At 44.6% G+C, this 18,676-nt stretch carries 12 protein-coding genes; all 12 read right to left on the bottom strand.

What is annotated here, in order from left to right; genetic code table 11:
• Positions 1–7: 7 nt before the first annotated feature.
• The 12 genes from ACK8P8_RS00305 to ACK8P8_RS00250 all read right to left on the bottom strand — a co-directional run bounded on the left by ACK8P8_RS00305 (position 8) and on the right by ACK8P8_RS00250 (position 18,675).
• The gene (locus ACK8P8_RS00305; RefSeq protein WP_369859917.1) at positions 8–1,177 is read right to left on the bottom strand and encodes a thioredoxin family protein; all 1,170 of its coding nucleotides are present in this window, start codon (positions 1,175–1,177) and stop codon (positions 8–10) included.
• Between the two features lie 19 nt (positions 1,178–1,196).
• Complete coding sequence (locus tag ACK8P8_RS00300; protein ID WP_369859916.1) at positions 1,197–2,519, bottom strand: TlpA family protein disulfide reductase; 1,323 nt, start codon at positions 2,517–2,519, stop codon at positions 1,197–1,199.
• Between the two features lie 27 nt (positions 2,520–2,546).
• Entirely contained in the window at positions 2,547–4,937 is a 2,391-nt protein-coding gene (locus ACK8P8_RS00295) for a zinc-dependent metalloprotease (protein ID WP_369859915.1), read from the bottom strand.
• Between the two features lie 25 nt (positions 4,938–4,962).
• On the bottom strand, positions 4,963–7,482 hold the full coding sequence (locus ACK8P8_RS00290; protein ID WP_369859914.1) for a zinc-dependent metalloprotease: 2,520 nt from the start codon (positions 7,480–7,482) through the stop codon (positions 4,963–4,965).
• Between the two features lie 136 nt (positions 7,483–7,618).
• Complete coding sequence (locus ACK8P8_RS00285; RefSeq protein WP_369859913.1) at positions 7,619–8,566, bottom strand: hypothetical protein; 948 nt, start codon at positions 8,564–8,566, stop codon at positions 7,619–7,621.
• Between the two features lie 15 nt (positions 8,567–8,581).
• Positions 8,582–10,201, bottom strand: a complete 1,620-nt coding sequence (locus ACK8P8_RS00280) for a RagB/SusD family nutrient uptake outer membrane protein (RefSeq protein ID WP_369859912.1) — start codon at positions 10,199–10,201, stop codon at positions 8,582–8,584.
• Positions 10,202–10,213: 12 nt separating this feature from the next.
• Entirely contained in the window at positions 10,214–13,795 is a 3,582-nt protein-coding gene (locus ACK8P8_RS00275) for a SusC/RagA family TonB-linked outer membrane protein (protein ID WP_369859911.1), read from the bottom strand.
• A 141-nt stretch (positions 13,796–13,936) separates the two neighbouring features.
• On the bottom strand, positions 13,937–15,067 hold the full coding sequence (locus tag ACK8P8_RS00270; protein ID WP_369859910.1) for a FecR family protein: 1,131 nt from the start codon (positions 15,065–15,067) through the stop codon (positions 13,937–13,939).
• A gap of 89 nt (positions 15,068–15,156) precedes the next feature.
• On the bottom strand, positions 15,157–15,726 hold the full coding sequence (locus ACK8P8_RS00265; RefSeq protein ID WP_186975790.1) for an RNA polymerase sigma factor: 570 nt from the start codon (positions 15,724–15,726) through the stop codon (positions 15,157–15,159).
• Positions 15,727–15,856: 130 nt separating this feature from the next.
• Positions 15,857–16,630 carry an inositol monophosphatase family protein gene (locus ACK8P8_RS00260; RefSeq protein ID WP_369859909.1) on the bottom strand — a complete coding sequence of 258 codons (774 nt, stop codon included), beginning with the start codon at positions 16,628–16,630 and terminating at the stop codon, positions 15,857–15,859.
• 10 nt (positions 16,631–16,640) lie between these two features.
• Positions 16,641–17,636 (bottom strand): FKBP-type peptidyl-prolyl cis-trans isomerase, encoded by a 996-nt coding sequence (locus tag ACK8P8_RS00255; RefSeq protein ID WP_410025397.1) that lies wholly within the window; start codon positions 17,634–17,636, stop codon positions 16,641–16,643.
• A 31-nt stretch (positions 17,637–17,667) separates the two neighbouring features.
• Positions 17,668–18,675 (bottom strand): FKBP-type peptidyl-prolyl cis-trans isomerase, encoded by a 1,008-nt coding sequence (locus tag ACK8P8_RS00250; protein ID WP_369859906.1) that lies wholly within the window; start codon positions 18,673–18,675, stop codon positions 17,668–17,670.
• Position 18,676 lies beyond the last annotated feature (1 nt).

Here is an 18,676-nt window from a genome sequence, read left to right as displayed (position 1 = left end):
TTAGATTCTATCGACGATATCCCCGCATGGGTATTGTACTTCTTCCTTTACTACCTTTCCCACCGTTAAACGGTCTATCCAATGTTTCCAAATCGTGCAACACACTTTTTCCCTCCTCTTCAATCTCGGCATTAGGCTGTAATTCCAAAGCCCGTTTTACCCAAGCGGCCATTTTCAAGCGCACTTCTTTATTTTGCCGTACCATGCGTTCTCCCAAGGTCGCCCAATTACATAATCCACGGGCATCCGCTTTTGCCAGACTCTGCTCGCCCAACGCGTAAGCCTCTTCATATTTACCGGCACGAAGCAAGATGATATAATCCACCTCCTGTTGCAACATTTTGTAATCCGGTAATTTACGTTCTTTTATCAGGTCGAAATAGGCTTGTTTTCTCTCCTCGTTTACCACCTCTTTTCGCCCTTGGGTATCGTATAACTGTAACGCACACCTTATACTCGCATACAGGTTACGGATTTTTTGAAGTACAGCGTATTCTCCATGTACCTTGTACAATTTCTTGTATTCTTTCACGAAAGCAAGTGACAGAGGAGCATTGATATCCGCCGCACAGCAAACAAAAGCATCCCAATAATCTTTATCCCGTAGCACTTTACTTCCTTGTTCCTTGTAAAGTGTGTTCAACAGATTTTCCACTCCATCAGCACTATGCAAGGAAAGCATTTCATGTACATATTCTTTCAGAAAAGCCTCGTCCCGCTCACCCTTGGCAAAACGTTCCTCGTAACCGTTGTGACCGATAGCTACCGCCTTCTCAGCCAAAGCGATAAAAGCATCCGATTTCATTGCCCCCGAGCTACGGTGAGCCACGTATCCTTCACTCGTGACAAACAGAAACGTCGGATAGGCAGCCACATCAAAACGTTTCTTTAACGCTATTCCCTCTTCCCCTCTTTCCATGTTACATTTCAAGTTGATAAAGTGACGATTAAAATAATCGCCCACCTCTTTCAACGGGAAAATGGTCTTCATCATATTGAAACATGGTCCGCACCAATCGGCATAGCAATCGATGAATATCATCTTTCCCTCTTTCTTCGCCTGTTGCAAGGCTTCTTCCCAAGTCCCGTGAAAAAATTGAATCCCTTCACTCTCTTGCGCACGAACGAATCCCGTGCAACTTACCGTTAATAATAGCATCCATAAAATCTTTTTCATATACATTAATTTTATCGGTTTATAATAATGCTTCCAATCTCTCTGCCGTCGCTTTATCGGAAGGACGGGTCATATTGGCATCAATGAATTTCCCCTCCCGGTCTAACAAGACGAAACGGGGTACAGACATCGAAGCTGGCATAAATATCTTCAACCAATCCCAATTCTCTCCCAAGTGCAACTGGATACCACCCAATCCCATTTTCTCGATAGTCTGTTTCCACAATTCAATATCTTTATTCTTGTCGATGGAAAGACTCACGAACAGAATATCTTTCCCCTCGAAACGCTTCTCCAATTCCAACAAGCTGGGCATCTCTCCTTTACACGGTCCGCACCACGTTGCCCACATATCGATATAGACGAATTTCCCTTTCAAATCAGCCAAAGTCACCGTCTTCCCCGTGTTGTCCGCGAAACTGAAATCGGGACAAGGTTGCCCGGGAGCAATCCGGTCCGCTTTCTTGCATGCCTCGGCATAAAGTGCCAAACGAGCCGCATCTTTCACGTGTTGATTATAAATCTTTTCATAACGCTCGATACCCCGCTCGGCAAAGTGAAACAAGGTGACATCCACCAAGTAGCCCACGATAGCCGGTTCTTGGAAATTATCGAAAATCATTTTCAAGCGGGCATCTGCCCAATCCTCCCCTTCCAAGGTTGACTTCGTTCCGTGCCCCAACCGCACCAACGTCCGGACGTATTGCTCCAAGAACTCCCGGTAATTCGGTAAAGACAAATAAGTCGAATCCTCCACGAAACATTGACGTATCGTCTGTAAATACACGGCTGTATCCAGTTCCCGCGTACGCAACACTGGGAACCACGTTTCCACTTGCAAACGCTTTCCTTCCCACGCTTTGAAAGTGGCAGAATAGGACGTTTTTTCCAGTTTCGCTTTGTTGACAGCCAATACCGAATCCGCTCTCCGGGCAATTACTTGTACGTTGTGATTTTTATAATCAACGCACACCCCGTCATAAAACTTCACTTGATTCAAGAATTGATTTTCCTCGCCCAAGGTTCCCCCGTACACAATCTCTTTCTCTCCTTTTTTCTGGCTATACGCCAAGGTCAATTCCTTTCCCGGCTCCAAGAAACACAACTTCGAATCGTATTTCCGCACGGTAATTTTTGCGTAAGCAGGCTCTTTCAGCTCCAACTCGATGAATCCTTTCCCGGTGGCATGCTCAATCTCTACACCTTGGTTCGACGAACCGACTATCACTCGAGGGGCTGTCCCGTCATAATCCCGGATATCGAATCGAATCGTTGTCTTTTCATCCTTGGTGCAAGCGATAAAAAACAACGCAAAAAATAAGGTCAGTATAATATTCTTCATAACTTTCAATTTAAGAAAGAGTACAACTTATTTCATCGGTATTCTTGGTTGTTCTTTCGGTAACAACGCCCGTTTCAAATAGATACCCAAACCCCGGTAATGTTGGCGGGTAGCGGCATCACCGTGCGTGCGTCCCAATCGCTCTATTGATTTCAACAATTGACTCATTCTCCCTATCAAATAATAAGAAAGGTCACTTGGATACTTTTCAACCTTAGCCTCCGTGTACAACTTTATAAAGCTCTTCAAATATTCCGTCTGCACTAAAGCCGCATAGGAGGTCACTTTCCTGCTCGCGCTGAAATTCAAAAATACATCCCGGTCAATCACATTCATCATGTCCCCGTAAGTGTATCCCTTGTTGCCTAATTTTCTTTCGGTCAACAACAAATACGCGAGTACTTCGGGATTATTCAATTTACCGAATACTCTCTCTAAGACATTCGTCATCAGTTCTCTTTCTGTAAACCCTGACACTTGTTCCATCAAAGGATTGTTCATCCATGCCGGCGCTCCCGCGAACACGTATTTCCCGATAAAACGCATCGCTTCCTCCTGCTGTGCCTTGGAAGCAAAATTCAACGGTTGCTCGTTATACCCGGCAATAATAGCTTCCGGGGTAACACTACCGATATAATCCAATGCCAGCGCCACATGATTCATGTATGCCGCATAAATCATCATAGTCAACTCACTGTATGTTTGCCAAGAATCATCTCTGTCCAAACGCTCTGCAATACTTTCCATGGCAGGCAGCAGCAATTTCAGATTCTTGATACCCAATTCGGCAGCCACCAGTTTATCCTGTGCCAAATCGAACTTATTAACCTTATAACCTTTCCGACCTTCAGGCATAAAACACAGTACGGCGTTATCTTTCGCCTTTCCCGCCAAAGCTTTCAATGCCTTCTTTTCCGCTTGGACATCCAAGCCGGGATAGTGACGATACCCCCACTCAATAGCCCAACGGTCATAATCGGAAACCTTGGAGAACAAATCCCGCAACGGAATATTATCCCCCGGTTGCACGGCATAATTCACCCCACATCCATCGGTCACGGAAGCCGAAATACCATGCTCTTTCACCCAAGCGGCATCCCGCAATTGTGCTGTCGTGTATGCCATGCTTCCTGCCATATTAGGCACCAAGCCCAATATTTCACCCAAGTATTTAGAAGTCACGTAACGAGCAACCTCCCCCTGCACCACGGACAAGGAATCGGTAAACACGGCGGGTTCATACGCTCCCAAACCGATAAAGGCTCGCAACAGATAATCCCGTATATCAGAACTACCGATACTGATATTGGCACACAATATCTCTCCCGTGCGAGGATCGGTTACCGTATTTACTTTTCTCGTGATCAATGCCCGTGAAAAACTAATCTGGTGATAAGCGAAATAAGCCTCCGGTTCACCCTCTTTCACTTGCAACACGTTCTTGAATCCAGCCTGTTCGAAGCAACCGTTCCACTCTTCAATAGCCCGAACCGCAGCAGCCCGCGAAGCCGGGTCAACAGCACGGTCAAAATAAACGACAATCGGCATCTTCGGCTCCACTAACTCACCCCGTTTGTATCTCTCTGTGTCTTCCGGTCTTATTTCCAAATTCCAACGACGCACAACGTACACCGCTTCCGCTTTATACGGGTTCCGATCGAAATCGTTAAAAGAAAGGGACATATATCCCACACGGGCATCTGCCTCCCGGTCGCACACCTGACGCTCAGGCAATGCCTGCAATGTCCACTCGATCATCACGGAATTGTGCTTGTCGTACCCCATCTGTCCGGGCATCATACCGGGCATATAATCCGTCTGCGTGTGCAAACTCATGAATTTCATACCGTTATCAATCACGTACACGCTATCCAATCCCGAACGATCGGCTGTCGGACGGTTTACCCATTGCAAGTTAGGGAAAGCGAACAATTTGCCCGTGGCATTGACGTCCGCAGTAATATCAATGATATAACTTTTCTTGTTCTTACCATAAGCAGCTATAGGATAAAAATAATCCACCGGTTCCAAAGCGGATGCCTCCACGGCTCCCGCCATCGCCCCCTCGGCACGATCCCTACAAAGTTGTTTCCGAACCTCCAAGCGGTCATTACGCCCCAAGGTGAAAATCAGCAGATCCGTTTTCACGGATGCCGTTCCATTCCAAGGACCTTTCGAGATAATACCGCTTGACATCAAGTCTTTCCCTAACAATTCGGCAGGAATTTCCAGATAACATTTCTTGTCTGACTGGTAAACAGGAAACGTACCCTCTATCTTTCTCATCCCGTTCTTGAAGAAAGCCTCGTATGTCACGGGTGCCTTGCTTTTAGCCGCCGGAGCCGGTGTAGCCTTCTCTTGGGCAAATGCCATCCATGGCAAACAAAGCAACAGAAGTATGTAATAAAATTTATTCATCGTACTCTTTCTTAAATTCATCAACTTATTTCAACAAAGCATCTTTTTCACCCTTCAACCACATATCAATCATCCGAACGATTCCGGACAAATGGTTCTTCGTCAAATCATCTCCCGCCGATGCCAATTTTTTCTTCGCCTGAGCGGAAATCTTATCCAATTGGGCAACGAAAATCGCAATATGCTCCGGATGTTTTTCCAACGGGGCTTTATCCAAGAATTGGAACATCATGGTCAAATAAGTCGTCTGTTTCATCCGCTCGAAAGTTCCCAAGGTAGATTTAGAAGCGTATAAATCATTCCAAACGGCATCATACAAGTCATCTGCCATATTTTTCAAGGTATAAGCCTTATCGCCAAGCAATCCCTCGTGTTTCAAGAAATTAGGACCTTGCGCAAGCAAAGAACTAATCATAAATTGCAACAACCGTTCTTTATAAACATCCCCGCCGACAGAAGTCACCGTTCCGACATGATTATCAAACAACCAAGCCTGATTCGTGAAGTAATAGTCCTTCAAGAACTTCATCGCCTCCTGTTGTGTTTCCTTCGGCACCGGAGTGTAGGTGTACAATTTCTCGGAGCGCAAGGCTGCATCTTGGTAACGCCCGCCCATGTATTTCACGGCATGCATCATAAACATTCCGTATTGCCTCACCACCGCCTTATACTGGCTTTTCAGCACGGAGTAATCCTCGTCGTCGGCAGCGGCAGTCCACTCCTCGATATGTTTCATGATGTATTTCAAATTCTTGATTCCAAGAATATTGGCTTGAATCGTGTTATCACTCAAATCCTCCGATTGCAGGCGCGGGTCTTCCCGGTCTGTTTCCGTACCGAACAACAATCTCGGGTTGGCTTCCCGTTGTGCGGTCACCCAATCCTTCAAATATTTCTCCTCTTCTTTTACCGTTTTGAATCGCGGGAAATAGCGATACCCCCAATCAATCGCAAATTCGTCATACTCACCGATTCTCGGGATTAAATCCTCCGGATCGATATTATCTTCCGGTTGCGCGGCATAATTGAAACGCATATAGTCCATCACCGAAGAACCATGCCCATGCTTCTTCACGAACTCCCGGTCGCGAATCTCATCCAGAGAATACACCCAGCTACCGGCAAAATTGTGGCGCAATCCTAACGTATGCCCAATCTCATGAACCACAATGTATTTCACTAGTGTACCCATCAATTCCTCGTCATACGGGAACTTACGTGCCAACGGGTTCACACCTGCCGTTTGAGCGAAATACCAAGTTTGAGCCAAACTCAATACATTGTGGAACAATCCCACGTGTGAACAGATAATCTCCCCGGAACGAGGGTCAGCAACATGCGGACCGTAAGCATTCGGAATCGGGGAAGCCTTGTAAGATATAATAGAATAACGGGCGTCTTCCGGCGAGAAGGTAGAATCTTCCTCCGGACGCGGCATCATTTTACCCACGATGGCATTTTTGAAACCAACTCTCTCGAACACAGGTTGCCATTCATTTACAGCAGCAATCACGTAAGGTTGCAAATATTTCGGCGTGTTGTAATCTACATAGAACACGATTGGTTTCGCCGGTTCCACCAGCTCTCCCGCCTCATACTTTTTCATGTCTTCCGGTTTCGGCTCCAATCTCCAACGGCTTACCATTCCAATGACTTCCGCCTTTAACGGATTTTTCGCGTAATCCATCATGGGATAAGCGAAATATCCTACCCGGTTATCGAAATAACGGGGACGCATCGGCTCCTCCGGCAACAAATACCACGAAGCCGCCATTTCCCATGTGGTCGGATCCATTTTCGGTGCCTGCATTCCCGGACGCACTTTGGGTGCCTTCCCCGGGGCATAACTCCGCACGGAACGGAATATGATGTTATTCGGGTAGCTGCTGATTGTAGTCGTGTATGACTGGTCTGCCTGATAAGCTCCCAAATTCAACATCTCGGCAGCACCTTTCAATGAGAAATAGTAGTGATCGGACTTGTACAAATCCGTGATATCAATCAAAGAAGAGTTTTCCGATTTAGCCTTTATATCCAACCCGTTTACTATCGGCATCAAATCGGAAGCCTCGATAGCCCCATACAAAGCATTCGCGGTATCCGGCATCACGGTAGTGAACCGAGGCTCGTGCAGATACATTCTGTCTTTCGGTCCTTTTTCAAAACGGATAACTTTGCTGTACAAGGCGTCACCACCGTACCCCATCATGTCAGTATTGCTTCTCTGTGCCTTGGCAGAGCCTTTAATCAAGGAAACAAACACGAATACATCCCGTCCCAGTAATTCGTCTGGAATCTCCATGAAGTAGCGGTCTGCTTGCTCGTACACGTTGAACATTCCCGCGTGCTTCACGGCATTGGCTTTGATAAAATCTTTGATAGCCGGAATGCCCTTGGGTTTCACCTTCGTGCTGTCGACAGCAGCAACAGGCTGCCCCTTTTTCTTCTTGTCTTTTTTCCGCTCTGCACCTTCCGATACCTGTCCCACCATCACAAGACAGAGCAACAACGCTAAAAATCTCATACTAATACTCATACTTTTCATACATTATATTGATTTACAAACATATATACAATCAAACCTCATATTTTTGAAAGACATAAGGAGTATAAAGTGCATTATTACACGCACTCTATAAACCTTATAAACTAAAAACACTCTATAACTATAAACTCAAAGATTATTCGAACGTAAAACCGTATTTCTCCAATTTCTGCTTCATCACCTCGTATTTCTCCATCACCACCGGATACTGACCGTGTTTTGCCGTAAATTCAGCTTCCGTATTGGCGAATATCTCTATACAATATTGCCTTACGTCTTGGCTTTTACTCGGTACTTCCCACATTCTTTCTGCCGAACCACTCGGTTTCCGATAAGTTCCGATAAAACCCAAACCACCCAACGTTTGCTCTTCAGCCGGAACATCAAGCCCGACATAAGCCTTATACACGGCAGTTCCCACTACCTTATCCCCGGTTGAATACATGTAACTTTTATTCGTCGGATTTACCCGATAAGTAATCGCGTAAAAATAATCTTCCAGCCACTCGCCATCGGAAATGGCCAGCGTATTTGCCACCAAAGTTGCAAGGAAAACTCCCCGGTACAACTTTTGATCCACTTTATCGAAATCCTTCACCTTACTCAACACGATTGTATTCAATCCCTTGTAAGCAATCGTATCTCCCGAGGGCGTTTTCAATGAATCCACCAAAAGAATACTCGGCAGGTACACCGACTCCGGAACCCGGGGCAAAGCATCGGTTTCCAAAAAATCCAAAACAGGTTTCACTCTATCCCGATCACGCACCAAAGTATAGTTTGCCTGTAATTTACCGGGAGTCACACTACCCGGGCTGTAAAATACCTGCAATACCTCGTAATAGGTGTAAGGTTCTCCCGTTGCCAAAGTATAACGCGTTTCGCTACCGATCGTATCATTGTAATATACGGGAACTCCTGTATTCCGGAATATCCTATACCGCTGAGCGTCAATCGGGTCATCGCTATCCTCCACCACAAGCCAATTGCGCTCGCCCCCGAAAGGTTTAAAATCATCATCGTTGTCCCCGCAAGCCCATGCAAACAAGACAAACAAACCTATAAGCCATGTATATTTTCTCATCTCCGTACAATTTTATTATTCTACAACTACTTCTCTTGAAGGACGTACCTCGTTAGTCAACGTACCCTCGTTAAACTCGATAGCGTATCTCGGGATAGGCAACATATAAGCGGCAGCATCCTGAGAATAAGGCTTCAACACGTAAGTACCCGCCCGGTATACACCACTTCCTTCCAGAAAATCGTAAGAAATATGGCGAATCTCCTTCTCGTAAGGATACACACTATTCACGGCATAACGGCGCAAATCAAACCAGCGGTGTCCCTCGAAACACAATTCCCGTCTACGCTCATCACGGATAAAGTTTACCAACCTTTCACCGTTTTCCGTTACCGCTCCCGCCACTTTCAAACGTCTCTCTCTCAATTCATTCAATACTTCGATAGCCTCTGCATCACGCCCCAACAAAGCCAATGCCTCCGCCTTGTTCAAGTAAACCTCCGGCATGCGAATAGCCATGATATCGGAAACCTCTTCCGCGTTAAATTGAGTTTTCACGCATCGCCAACCGTTTCCGGGTGCCGGACGCTCGATGAAAAACGCTTTCAAACGCATATCATTATCATTCTCACCATAACAAGCCAACAAATCTTCCGAAGTCGTGTAACCTGAACTTATTCGTTGTTGATTCACGCCACTACCAGACACCACAACCGGAGCATGAATCACAGCCATGATATTCGGTCCATGCGTGAAAATCACCTCGGGAGAAGTCACGTACACGGCGCTACCGCGCTGATAAGCCTTTAAATCCCGCAAATAATAATCCGGATTCCCGATAACGCTATCGGCAGCCGCGATAGCAGCCTCGTAATTCTCCATAAAAAGATGTACGCGGCTCAACAAAGCGAAAGCGGCTGTCTGATTTGTCCGGTACTTAGTCGTTTGCTCTATTCCCCGAAGCAACACGGTAGCTTGTTCCAGATCTTTCACAACTTGACGATATACCTCCTCACACGTTGCCCGACTGAAATATTTATCTTCAATTTCTTCCGATGTCTTCAAAGGAATACACGGATCAGTAGAAGCAGATGCCTTCCGATAAGGCTTACCGTATAAATTCGCCATATAGAAATAGTACTGCGCACGCAAAAAACGAGCTTCTCCTTCAACCTTATTACACAACACTTTATCATCTTCCCTACCGCGCATTTCATTGACCTGATAGATAACAGAATTCATCGCAGCAATACGTTTCCACATATTCTGCCAATTTCCATCATTAATCTCCGCATTTTCCGAATCATAAAAAGGATCCGGTTGCCAATGATGTAAATTAACGGCTTTCATGCGAATATAATTCTTTTCCGTGTTCACGATACTTTTCTCACAGAGCAAATATTCCGTCGCATCATCATCCATCAAATGAATATAAGGGAAATTATTTACAGGCATTTTACCCGTTACCGCATTCATATTCCATATACTACCCCACTTGTTCACACTAGCGGCATTCAGGGTATCTATTGAATTTCCTCCACTTAAATATCCTTCACCGATCAACAACTCGTTCAAATCCGCCACTTTCTCCACGTAGGCAAGATTCTGCGACTTCTCCTCAAGGAAATCCCCGCAAGCGGTAAACAATACCGGCAAGCAGCTCATCAGACAAATATATAATATTCTACTCTTCATATCCTACTGCATTTAAAATGTTACATTTAACGTAAACGAATAATTCGGGCGCAAAGACATGTTTATGGTCGGAGCGGCTCCCGATTGAGTCACGTCCTGCCCTTTCAATTTCTTATTGGTGATCGTGAACAGGTTGGTTCCCGTCAAGCTCAAGTAAGCCGAATTGATTCCCAATTTTTTGCAGAATTTATCATGCACATTGTAACGGAATGTCACGGATTGCAATTTCAAATAGTTACCGCTCACCACGCGTAAATCCGACAAGTCATACATAGCGTAAATGTCATTATCGGCAAACCTAGTCATCTTACCACCACTGGTGTATTTGCTTTGTCCCCACCACGGCAGATCCACTACCTCGGAAACCTTCACCCCCGGAATATTGGTCTTGTTCTCGTCCCCCGGACGCTGCCAACGATTCACAAACTCTTTCCGCATATTCCGTTCCGGATAAGGAGTGATATTATTCTCTTCACACAATTTCAACAAACGCACCTTATTTCCAAAACTATACGCGAAATTCATGGAAAGACCGAACTGGCGATAACCGAAATAGTTGTTGACACCACCCTGCAACGTGGGCACACGAGTTCCCGATTCCACCAATACCGCATCCCAGACCTCTTCGTCCGTCATATTGCAATACTTCTCGTACAACGCATCTGCTTGTTCTTCCTCCGTACCATAGAAAATCGGGCGACCGTCCACCGAACTCAAACCTTTGAAACGATAGGAATAAAAAGTCTGCAACGGCTTGCCTTTCAATTCGACCGATCCCCTCAAATAATCCGAGAATTTGATTTTATCCTGCACTGTCCGGTCCTTATTATTGATGGCCTTACTAATCAAACTATTCACCACCTGACCAATCTGCGGGTCAAAACGCCACACGAAGCCCCGCTTACCGGAAGCATCCACCGTCTGATTGATTGGGGTAAAACTCAAACTCACTTCCACTCCTTGATTGGAAATCTCTCCCTTGTTCACCACGTAACTCGATACCCCGTTGATTTCCGATACACTCTTACTCAAAAAAGCATCTTTCGTGTGCTTGTAGTAATAACCGATAGAACCGCTGATTTTATCCTTCCACAAACTGAACTCCAAATCAATATTGTAAGAAGAAGTCAACTCCCACTTCAAATCCGGATTAGGATAATACTTTATCGTGGATGAAAACTCGTTATACCAACTATTCAAATCTCCCTTCTCGATAATCATCTTGGAAGTTTGGTTATCCAACATATTCCCTTGGTGACCGTAAGAGAATTTCAAAGCCAAGCGATTGACGGCATTGCTATTTTTCAACAAATCCTCTTTCACATCCCAACGTCCGGAAACAGACCAAATGGGCAACAACTTCTCGTTACTCCGGCTACCGAATTGGTTAGAACCATCCATACGAGTATTGAAATTTAAGGTATAACGATTATCATACGTGTAGGTAATCGCCAAATAAGCCGAAGTCAAATTCGTCAGCGTTTCGGAAATCGTCGGTTTATTCTTGGCCATCCAATCCCGATAGTTCATGTATTTATACAGGAAAGTTCCATCTATGGAAGCAAAAGTCTTCCCCCGTTCCGGATAGTATCCCCGGTGTGTTGCCGCATAACTATTATACCGTTTGGAAGACATCTCCCCTCCCAACGCAACATTCAATTGATGGATATCCTTAAACATCTGGTTGTAATTAAATTGCAAACGCACCAACCAATTCCGGCTATCCGTACTACTCTCCTTCAATTCTCCCCCTAGCGGACATTCGGAAGATGTATCATCACTCCCCTTTTTACGCAATTTTGCCACATACCAAGAATCTTCCTCGTACACCGTTTCCTGTGTATTGCGTCCAAAAGTGTAAGAAGCTGTTCCCTCCACGTTCAAATAAGGCAAAAGCCGATATTTTAAATTACCTGTAAACGTCACGGAATGCGTGTTCATCGTCTGGTAGGTAGTTTCCATTTCATTTTCAATATTGAAAGGATAAGAAAGCTCACGAGTTGCCCCTCTCATATAAAACCACCGTGACCCGTCCGGATTGTAAGCCGGTATGGCACGACTCATTTCATACGCGTATTGAGTTACACTCGTGGGAGTATATCTACGTTCATTCACGTTCCCAATAATACCGAACTGGAAATCCACTTTCTCAAAATTCCCGTTCAATTTCAAATTAGCCGTATAAGTCTGATTCTTTTCCTTTTTGATTACCCCACGCTCGTCATTGTAACCGACAGAAGCATAGTAACGAATATTCGGAGAACCACCCGTCACGCTCAACGTGTGTTTATTGGAAAAACTGTTTTCACACAAAATATCAAACCAATCCGTATTCACCCGCTCATAATAATTCGCCTTTTCTTGGAATTGGTCAAACGATAGTATTCCCGCTTTATAATCAAGATATGCCGCCTCGTACCCAACCCAGTTGGAAACATTCTTAAACTCCATTCCCCGGTGGAACATCTCCCGCGATACATCAATACGCTCTTGAGAGTTCATCAGATTGATTTCCCGATCGGAATAATAGGGACGACGGTTCAAAGTTCCTGAAATAGAATACGTAACAGAGGAAGGTCCCACTTTACCTTTTTTCGTCGTAATCACGATTACACCGTTAGCGGCACGTGTACCGTAAATAGCCGTGGCAGCAGCATCTTTCAACACGTCGATCTGCTCGATATCATCGGGGTTCAAACCGGAAATGGCGTTCCCCAACAAGTTCACGAAGTCCAAGTCGTTCAACTGTGACGGATCCACGTTCACCGGATCAGCCAATACCACCCCGTCCAACACCCACAACGGTTCCTGATTACCCAACACAGTGGAAGTACCGCGGATTCTGACTCGGGCGGCAGCACCCGCCTGACCGGAGTTCTGCATAAAAATCATACCCGGCACGTGTCCCTCCAGCATCTTGTCTATCGAAGCAATACCCGCCACCTTAATATCATCCATCTTCAAAGTGGTCACGGCACTCGTCAAACGACGACGGTCAATATCCTGATAACCGGTTGAAACCACTACCACCTCGTCCATCTCCTGTACATCCTCTTCCAGCTTGATCACGTACTCCGTCTTCTCACGCTTCACCGGCACGAATTGAGTCTTCATACCGATGAAAGAAACCACCAACGTATCGACATCCTTCTTCATCTCCATGGTAAAAGCCCCGTCGATATCCGTCGATATCCCGATAGTAGTTCCCTTCAAACGAACCGTAACACCGGGTAGGGCTTCTCCTGCTTGATCCGTCACCTTCCCTTTCAGCTTCCACGTTTTGTCGGGAGCCACATAAGGCAAACGTTTGATTACAACCACATCATTAACAACGTTGTAAGTCAACCTCAACGGCGACAACACCTTATCCAGAACCGCTCTAAAATCTTCGTCTTTCACGTTTACCGTGATCAACTCACTTACTTTCAACAAAGAAGAGTTATACAAAAACTGTGTGCCGGTCTGCTCTTTCATCGCGGCAATAAACTCTTCCATAGTCGCATCTTTCAACTCCAGTGACACCTTACTCTGCGAAAATGCAGTAGCGGCAACACTCAAATTAAACGCCAAAATTAGAATACATGCTAATTTCATAATACACCACATCTTTTTTTGGTACATAAAAAGCTCCCCAAACCTAAAACGTTTGTTTTTTTGCATAACTTTGTAAAGTATTTAAATTAATACATCGAGCACGGACTCCAGACCTAGGAAATTTGTTGTCCGTGTTTTCTTTTATTCATACAGGAACACTACATCACCATCTATTTTATATTTGACCTCCTCCGAAGCGGCAAGCACCTCCAAGAAAGTTATGATAGAATCATACCGTTTCAGATTACCCGTGAACCGAATCTCTTTCACCTTGGGATTCTGGTAGAAAATCGTAATACCATACCACCTCGACAAGGTACACATCACATCTTCAAGGCGTTCCTCCTTGAAGATATACCAGCCGTCTTTCCACCCGACATACTCCTCCACGTTCACTTCCCGCTTGCTCAACGCTCCCCCCGGGGAAGCCACTGCTTGTTCTCTCGGCAATAGGGTCACGCTTTTGCCTTGCTTGCTCGTGAACATCACTTTCCCGGAAACCAAGGTCGTCAACACCGCTTCATCATTGTATGCCCTCACTCCGAAAGAAGTTCCCAACACGTTAACTTTTCCCAATTCCGTTTCCACAACAAAGGGACGCCCGTCTTTCGTTACATCGAAATAAACTTCCCCTTTCACGGACACCACTCTCTTCTCTTTCGCGAAACGAACCGGATATTTTATTTTACTCCCGGCATTCACCCACACTCGCGTCCCGTCATCCAAAATCACGTTACACTCTCCCCCTAGCGGTACATTTAATTCATTATATACTAATTCATCACCATGAACAGAATCTTGCTTGTACGAGAGCAAACCTTCCTCCATCCGAATCGTTGAACCGCCTTTTTCCTGAATCTCGTTTCCTTGCAAAACGTCCACGACACGCCCGTCCGACAATTTCAACTGCACGTTCTCCCGCTTTGCCAATACCACCGGCTGCTCTTGTTTTTCTTCTTGCCACATCATCCACATCCCGGCACCCAACAACGGTAAAATAAAACAAGCCGCTACAGCCACCCGCCGCAAGATAATCCTTATCTTGTTTTTCTGTTGCTGTTTCTTGAAAATCTCGTAGGCCTTTTCAGGAGAAAAACGCTCGTAACGGGCAAAATGCTTTTCCAGATAAACATCATCCTCCACATCGGAATAGACATCGTGCAAAGCCTTATCCTCCATCAATTGCCCGAACTCTTTCTGTTCCTCATCCTGCAATATATCGGAATACGCTTTACGCATTAATGCCACAATCTTATTTAAATCTCTTTTCATCTTATTTCCTAATTACACTCATAAAATGCACGACATTTCATTTGGTGTGACAAAAACGAGAATTATTTTTCAAAAAAATGATTTCTTTATCAAGAAAGGAATACGGTCAACCAGAACAAATGAGCGGAATCTTTCATCTTCTCCCGTAAATACTTGAATCCGCGATTCTTTTGAGTCTTTATAGTGTTAATGGAAATACCCAATTCTTCGGCAATTTGATTGCCGGAATATCCTTTTATACTCAATAAGATTATTTTTCTTCTTTCCTCGGGAAGTTCATCTATATAAAAATAAAGCTGCCGTACCAGCTCTTCCCGAACCGTTTCCGCAAATTCTTCATCCGTGAAATCGCTTTCTTCCTGCAAGACCTGTTGCACGTAACGTTCTTGGAATTTCTCCCGGCGCAAATGCATCATTGCCTGATTGTAAGTCGACCGATAAAGATAATAGGTAAGATCATTTACTTGAGGGAATTTACGCTCACTTTTCCAGACATTCATCAAAACCTCCTGCACCAAATCCTCCGCCACAACAGCATCCCGAATAATTCGATCCGCATAAGAACATAACGCGGCATAATAATACGTGAAAACACTTTTCCATGCTTTCTCGTTCTTATCATTCACCCCATGTAAGATTTGCGTTACATCTATTCCCATAAAAGAATACTCCTTTGTTGCAAAGTTATACAATAAAAAAAGACTTTCTATCTTATCCGGGAAAAAATTAAATCGCTTGAGATAATTGTATCATAAAATCTGGATACAAAAAATGGGCTATACAGCCCATTCATCGTATATAATCTTTTATCTTTTCCAATAGCTTGGGATTCGCTGTCATAATCGCTATTCCCCGATCATATCGGAAATGCTCTACCACTCCTCCGGCTTCCTGTACGATCAGAACCCCGGCACATACATCCCAAAGTTTCAGACCGAGCTCCCAGTAACCGTCCAAGAATCCGGCAGCCACGTTACAAAGGTCGTAAGCGGCAGAACCCATACGCCGGATACCTCGCAAATGCGGCAATATACGGCTCAAATTATCAATATTATTAACGGGATTTATCCCTTTATCATACGGGAACCCGGTAGCTAACACACTCTGATTCAAATCCGTCTTAGTAGCTACATGAATCTGTTTACCGTTCAGAAAAGCACCTTTACCCCGAACAGCCGTGTACAACTCATCCGTATAAGGAGCATAAACGACACCTAATACCGTTTCACCCTTGTATTGCAAGCCGATAGAAACGGTGTAGACGAGCAGTCCTTGGCTATAATTATTCGTTCCGTCCAAAGGATCAATCACCCACAGATAATCACTATGCAAGTCATGCTCACCGCTCTCCTCTCCCAATACACTATGCTCCGGGAAATGCTTCCCGATACGCTCCAGCAACATGGATTCACTTAGCTTATCCACTTTCGTCACCACATCATGTACGGTCGATTTCGTCTCTATATCCAAATGACCACTCCTGAAATTAGAACGTTGCACTTCCCCCACTTCTCTCGCCCAAGCCACGGCAAGCTCCAAGGTGCTTTCCAGACAAATATTCATAAACTAATCGCTACTTGGCATTAGGTTTTCTAGCAGAAATCTTAATCTTGTACACGAGAGTTGCATAAGGCGGCATGACATATTGATAGTTATAGTTTAAAATTCCTTTCCCGTATGCCCTGCCGGAAGGTATAAGAATATACGCTTGCTCTCCCACGTTCATTTTAGTTAAACCAACTTTCAATCCTTCTATCAAATCAGAAACTTTCCATGTTTCTTCCTTTCCCTCGTCCATTTTCAAGACTGCACGAAGTTTCCCTTCATCAAAATTATTACTGAACTCATCCAATATATACCCATTACAATGTACGGTAATACTATCCGTGACTAAAATCGCCTCACTCCCCGGTTCTCCCCATTTTGCTATCTGGATAATCGTATCATTTCCTGTTTCCGGTACATTTATAATATCACCTTGAAAATCTCGTGCGGTCAAGAAACCTTGCATCAACTCTTTCTCGTACTCCAACAAACTACCCTCAATAATTTTCTCTACCTTATACTCGCGATACAAGTAAGTCGAAGAAACATTAAGCAAACTCGACAAAATAATAGAGCCAGAAGTTCCCTCCGAGAAATATTTGAAAAAGCGAGAATAAACTTCTTCATCCGATATAACTTGCTCGTAAACGGGTCCTCCCGTCGGATATTGGGGATATTCAATTTTTTCTCCTCCAATAGTCGATAATCTGGTATCATCCAAGATACTCCCAGTTAAAGTCCTATCAGTATAATTCACTAGAATAAATTGCCCGTCTTTAGGTTTCTCCTTGCTATTATCCGTACTGTAATTAAACACATAAGCTACATCTTGAAACTTTTTCTTCTTGAATTCCACATCAAACACAACAGAATCCTTCGGACTCTTATCTTTCATAAATTCCCTTATAAGGGCTTGCTCCTTATCAAAAAGCTCTTTCCAACTCGGCCCATTGTCATCATCCGAGCAACCTGCAATACCGCCTGCTAACAGACAAAGCATCATCATCCAATAATTTCTTTTCATTTTCCGTTTTTATTTAGCTGTTATAAAAATACTACTCTTCTTGATTTTGCGGGAATATCTCCTTTATCCTTACCCAACACCACAATGTACAATAAGGAGGTTCCAAATAATACTTCCCACCACCTTGTACGCTCTGCGTTCTCCCGGCTGCTCCGTATGCCATCCCGTAAGGGATAAGAATATGAGCCGAATCACCTTGCTGCAATCGCTGCAACCCTTTAGTCAACCCGGAGGGAATATCTCTTTGCCACCGTTCATTAAACAATATCTTTGTTGTATCCTCCCTTATTGCCCTAAATGTCCGAGTACTTAATCCTTTTTCATCCAGTATCCCATAAACCATATTCAGCAGAACCGAATCCCCGGTTTGCAACTTCCGGGTATCCCCCTCTCTTTCCAGAAATATAATATAGGTAATCGTATCCGATTTTACCTCTCCCGGGAGAACATGCAAAGTGTCGGCGGATGAAAACGGAGCCATATAAGCATCCATCAACTCTTTTTCATGCTCCGCAATATCATCGAAAACATTATAAGAAGTCAACTTGTAACGCAAAGTTCTCCCGTCTACCGCACCCAAGACCGACGGGATAATCACCTCACCCCCGGCATCACCCACTCCGATATGCCGAAATGCCTCCCCTAAAAAATTATATCTCGCCGTATCCACCCGATGCAGCACAGGTCCGCCGTAAGCATATCCCGGCGTAAACTCTTCACTCCATTTTTCCGGATCCGTGGTATCCCATACCTTATCATTCAGATCATACATGTCATAATCCATCACCACCCATCCGGAATCCTTAGCCACGTCACCGTTGCTACTATGATTAAAAATAAAAATAGAATCAATCAACATCCCTTTACGACTGTAATAAGGGATTGCCAGCACCTCCCCGGTAGCGTGCTGATTCAGATAATCATGAATGGCTTGTTTCTCGTTAGCCAGCACGTCAATCAAATCGTCCTCTACTTCCCCGGAACAACCACACAACACAAAGGTCAAAAAACAACCTAAAATGACCAGACATTTATTCATC

The sequence above is a fragment of the Butyricimonas muris genome, from assembly GCF_046365375.1.
Taxonomy (GTDB): Bacteria; Bacteroidota; Bacteroidia; order Bacteroidales; family Marinifilaceae; genus Butyricimonas; species Butyricimonas muris.
Note: the sequence above shows the minus strand (reverse complement) of the source record. Positions and strands in the feature narration are given on the sequence as shown.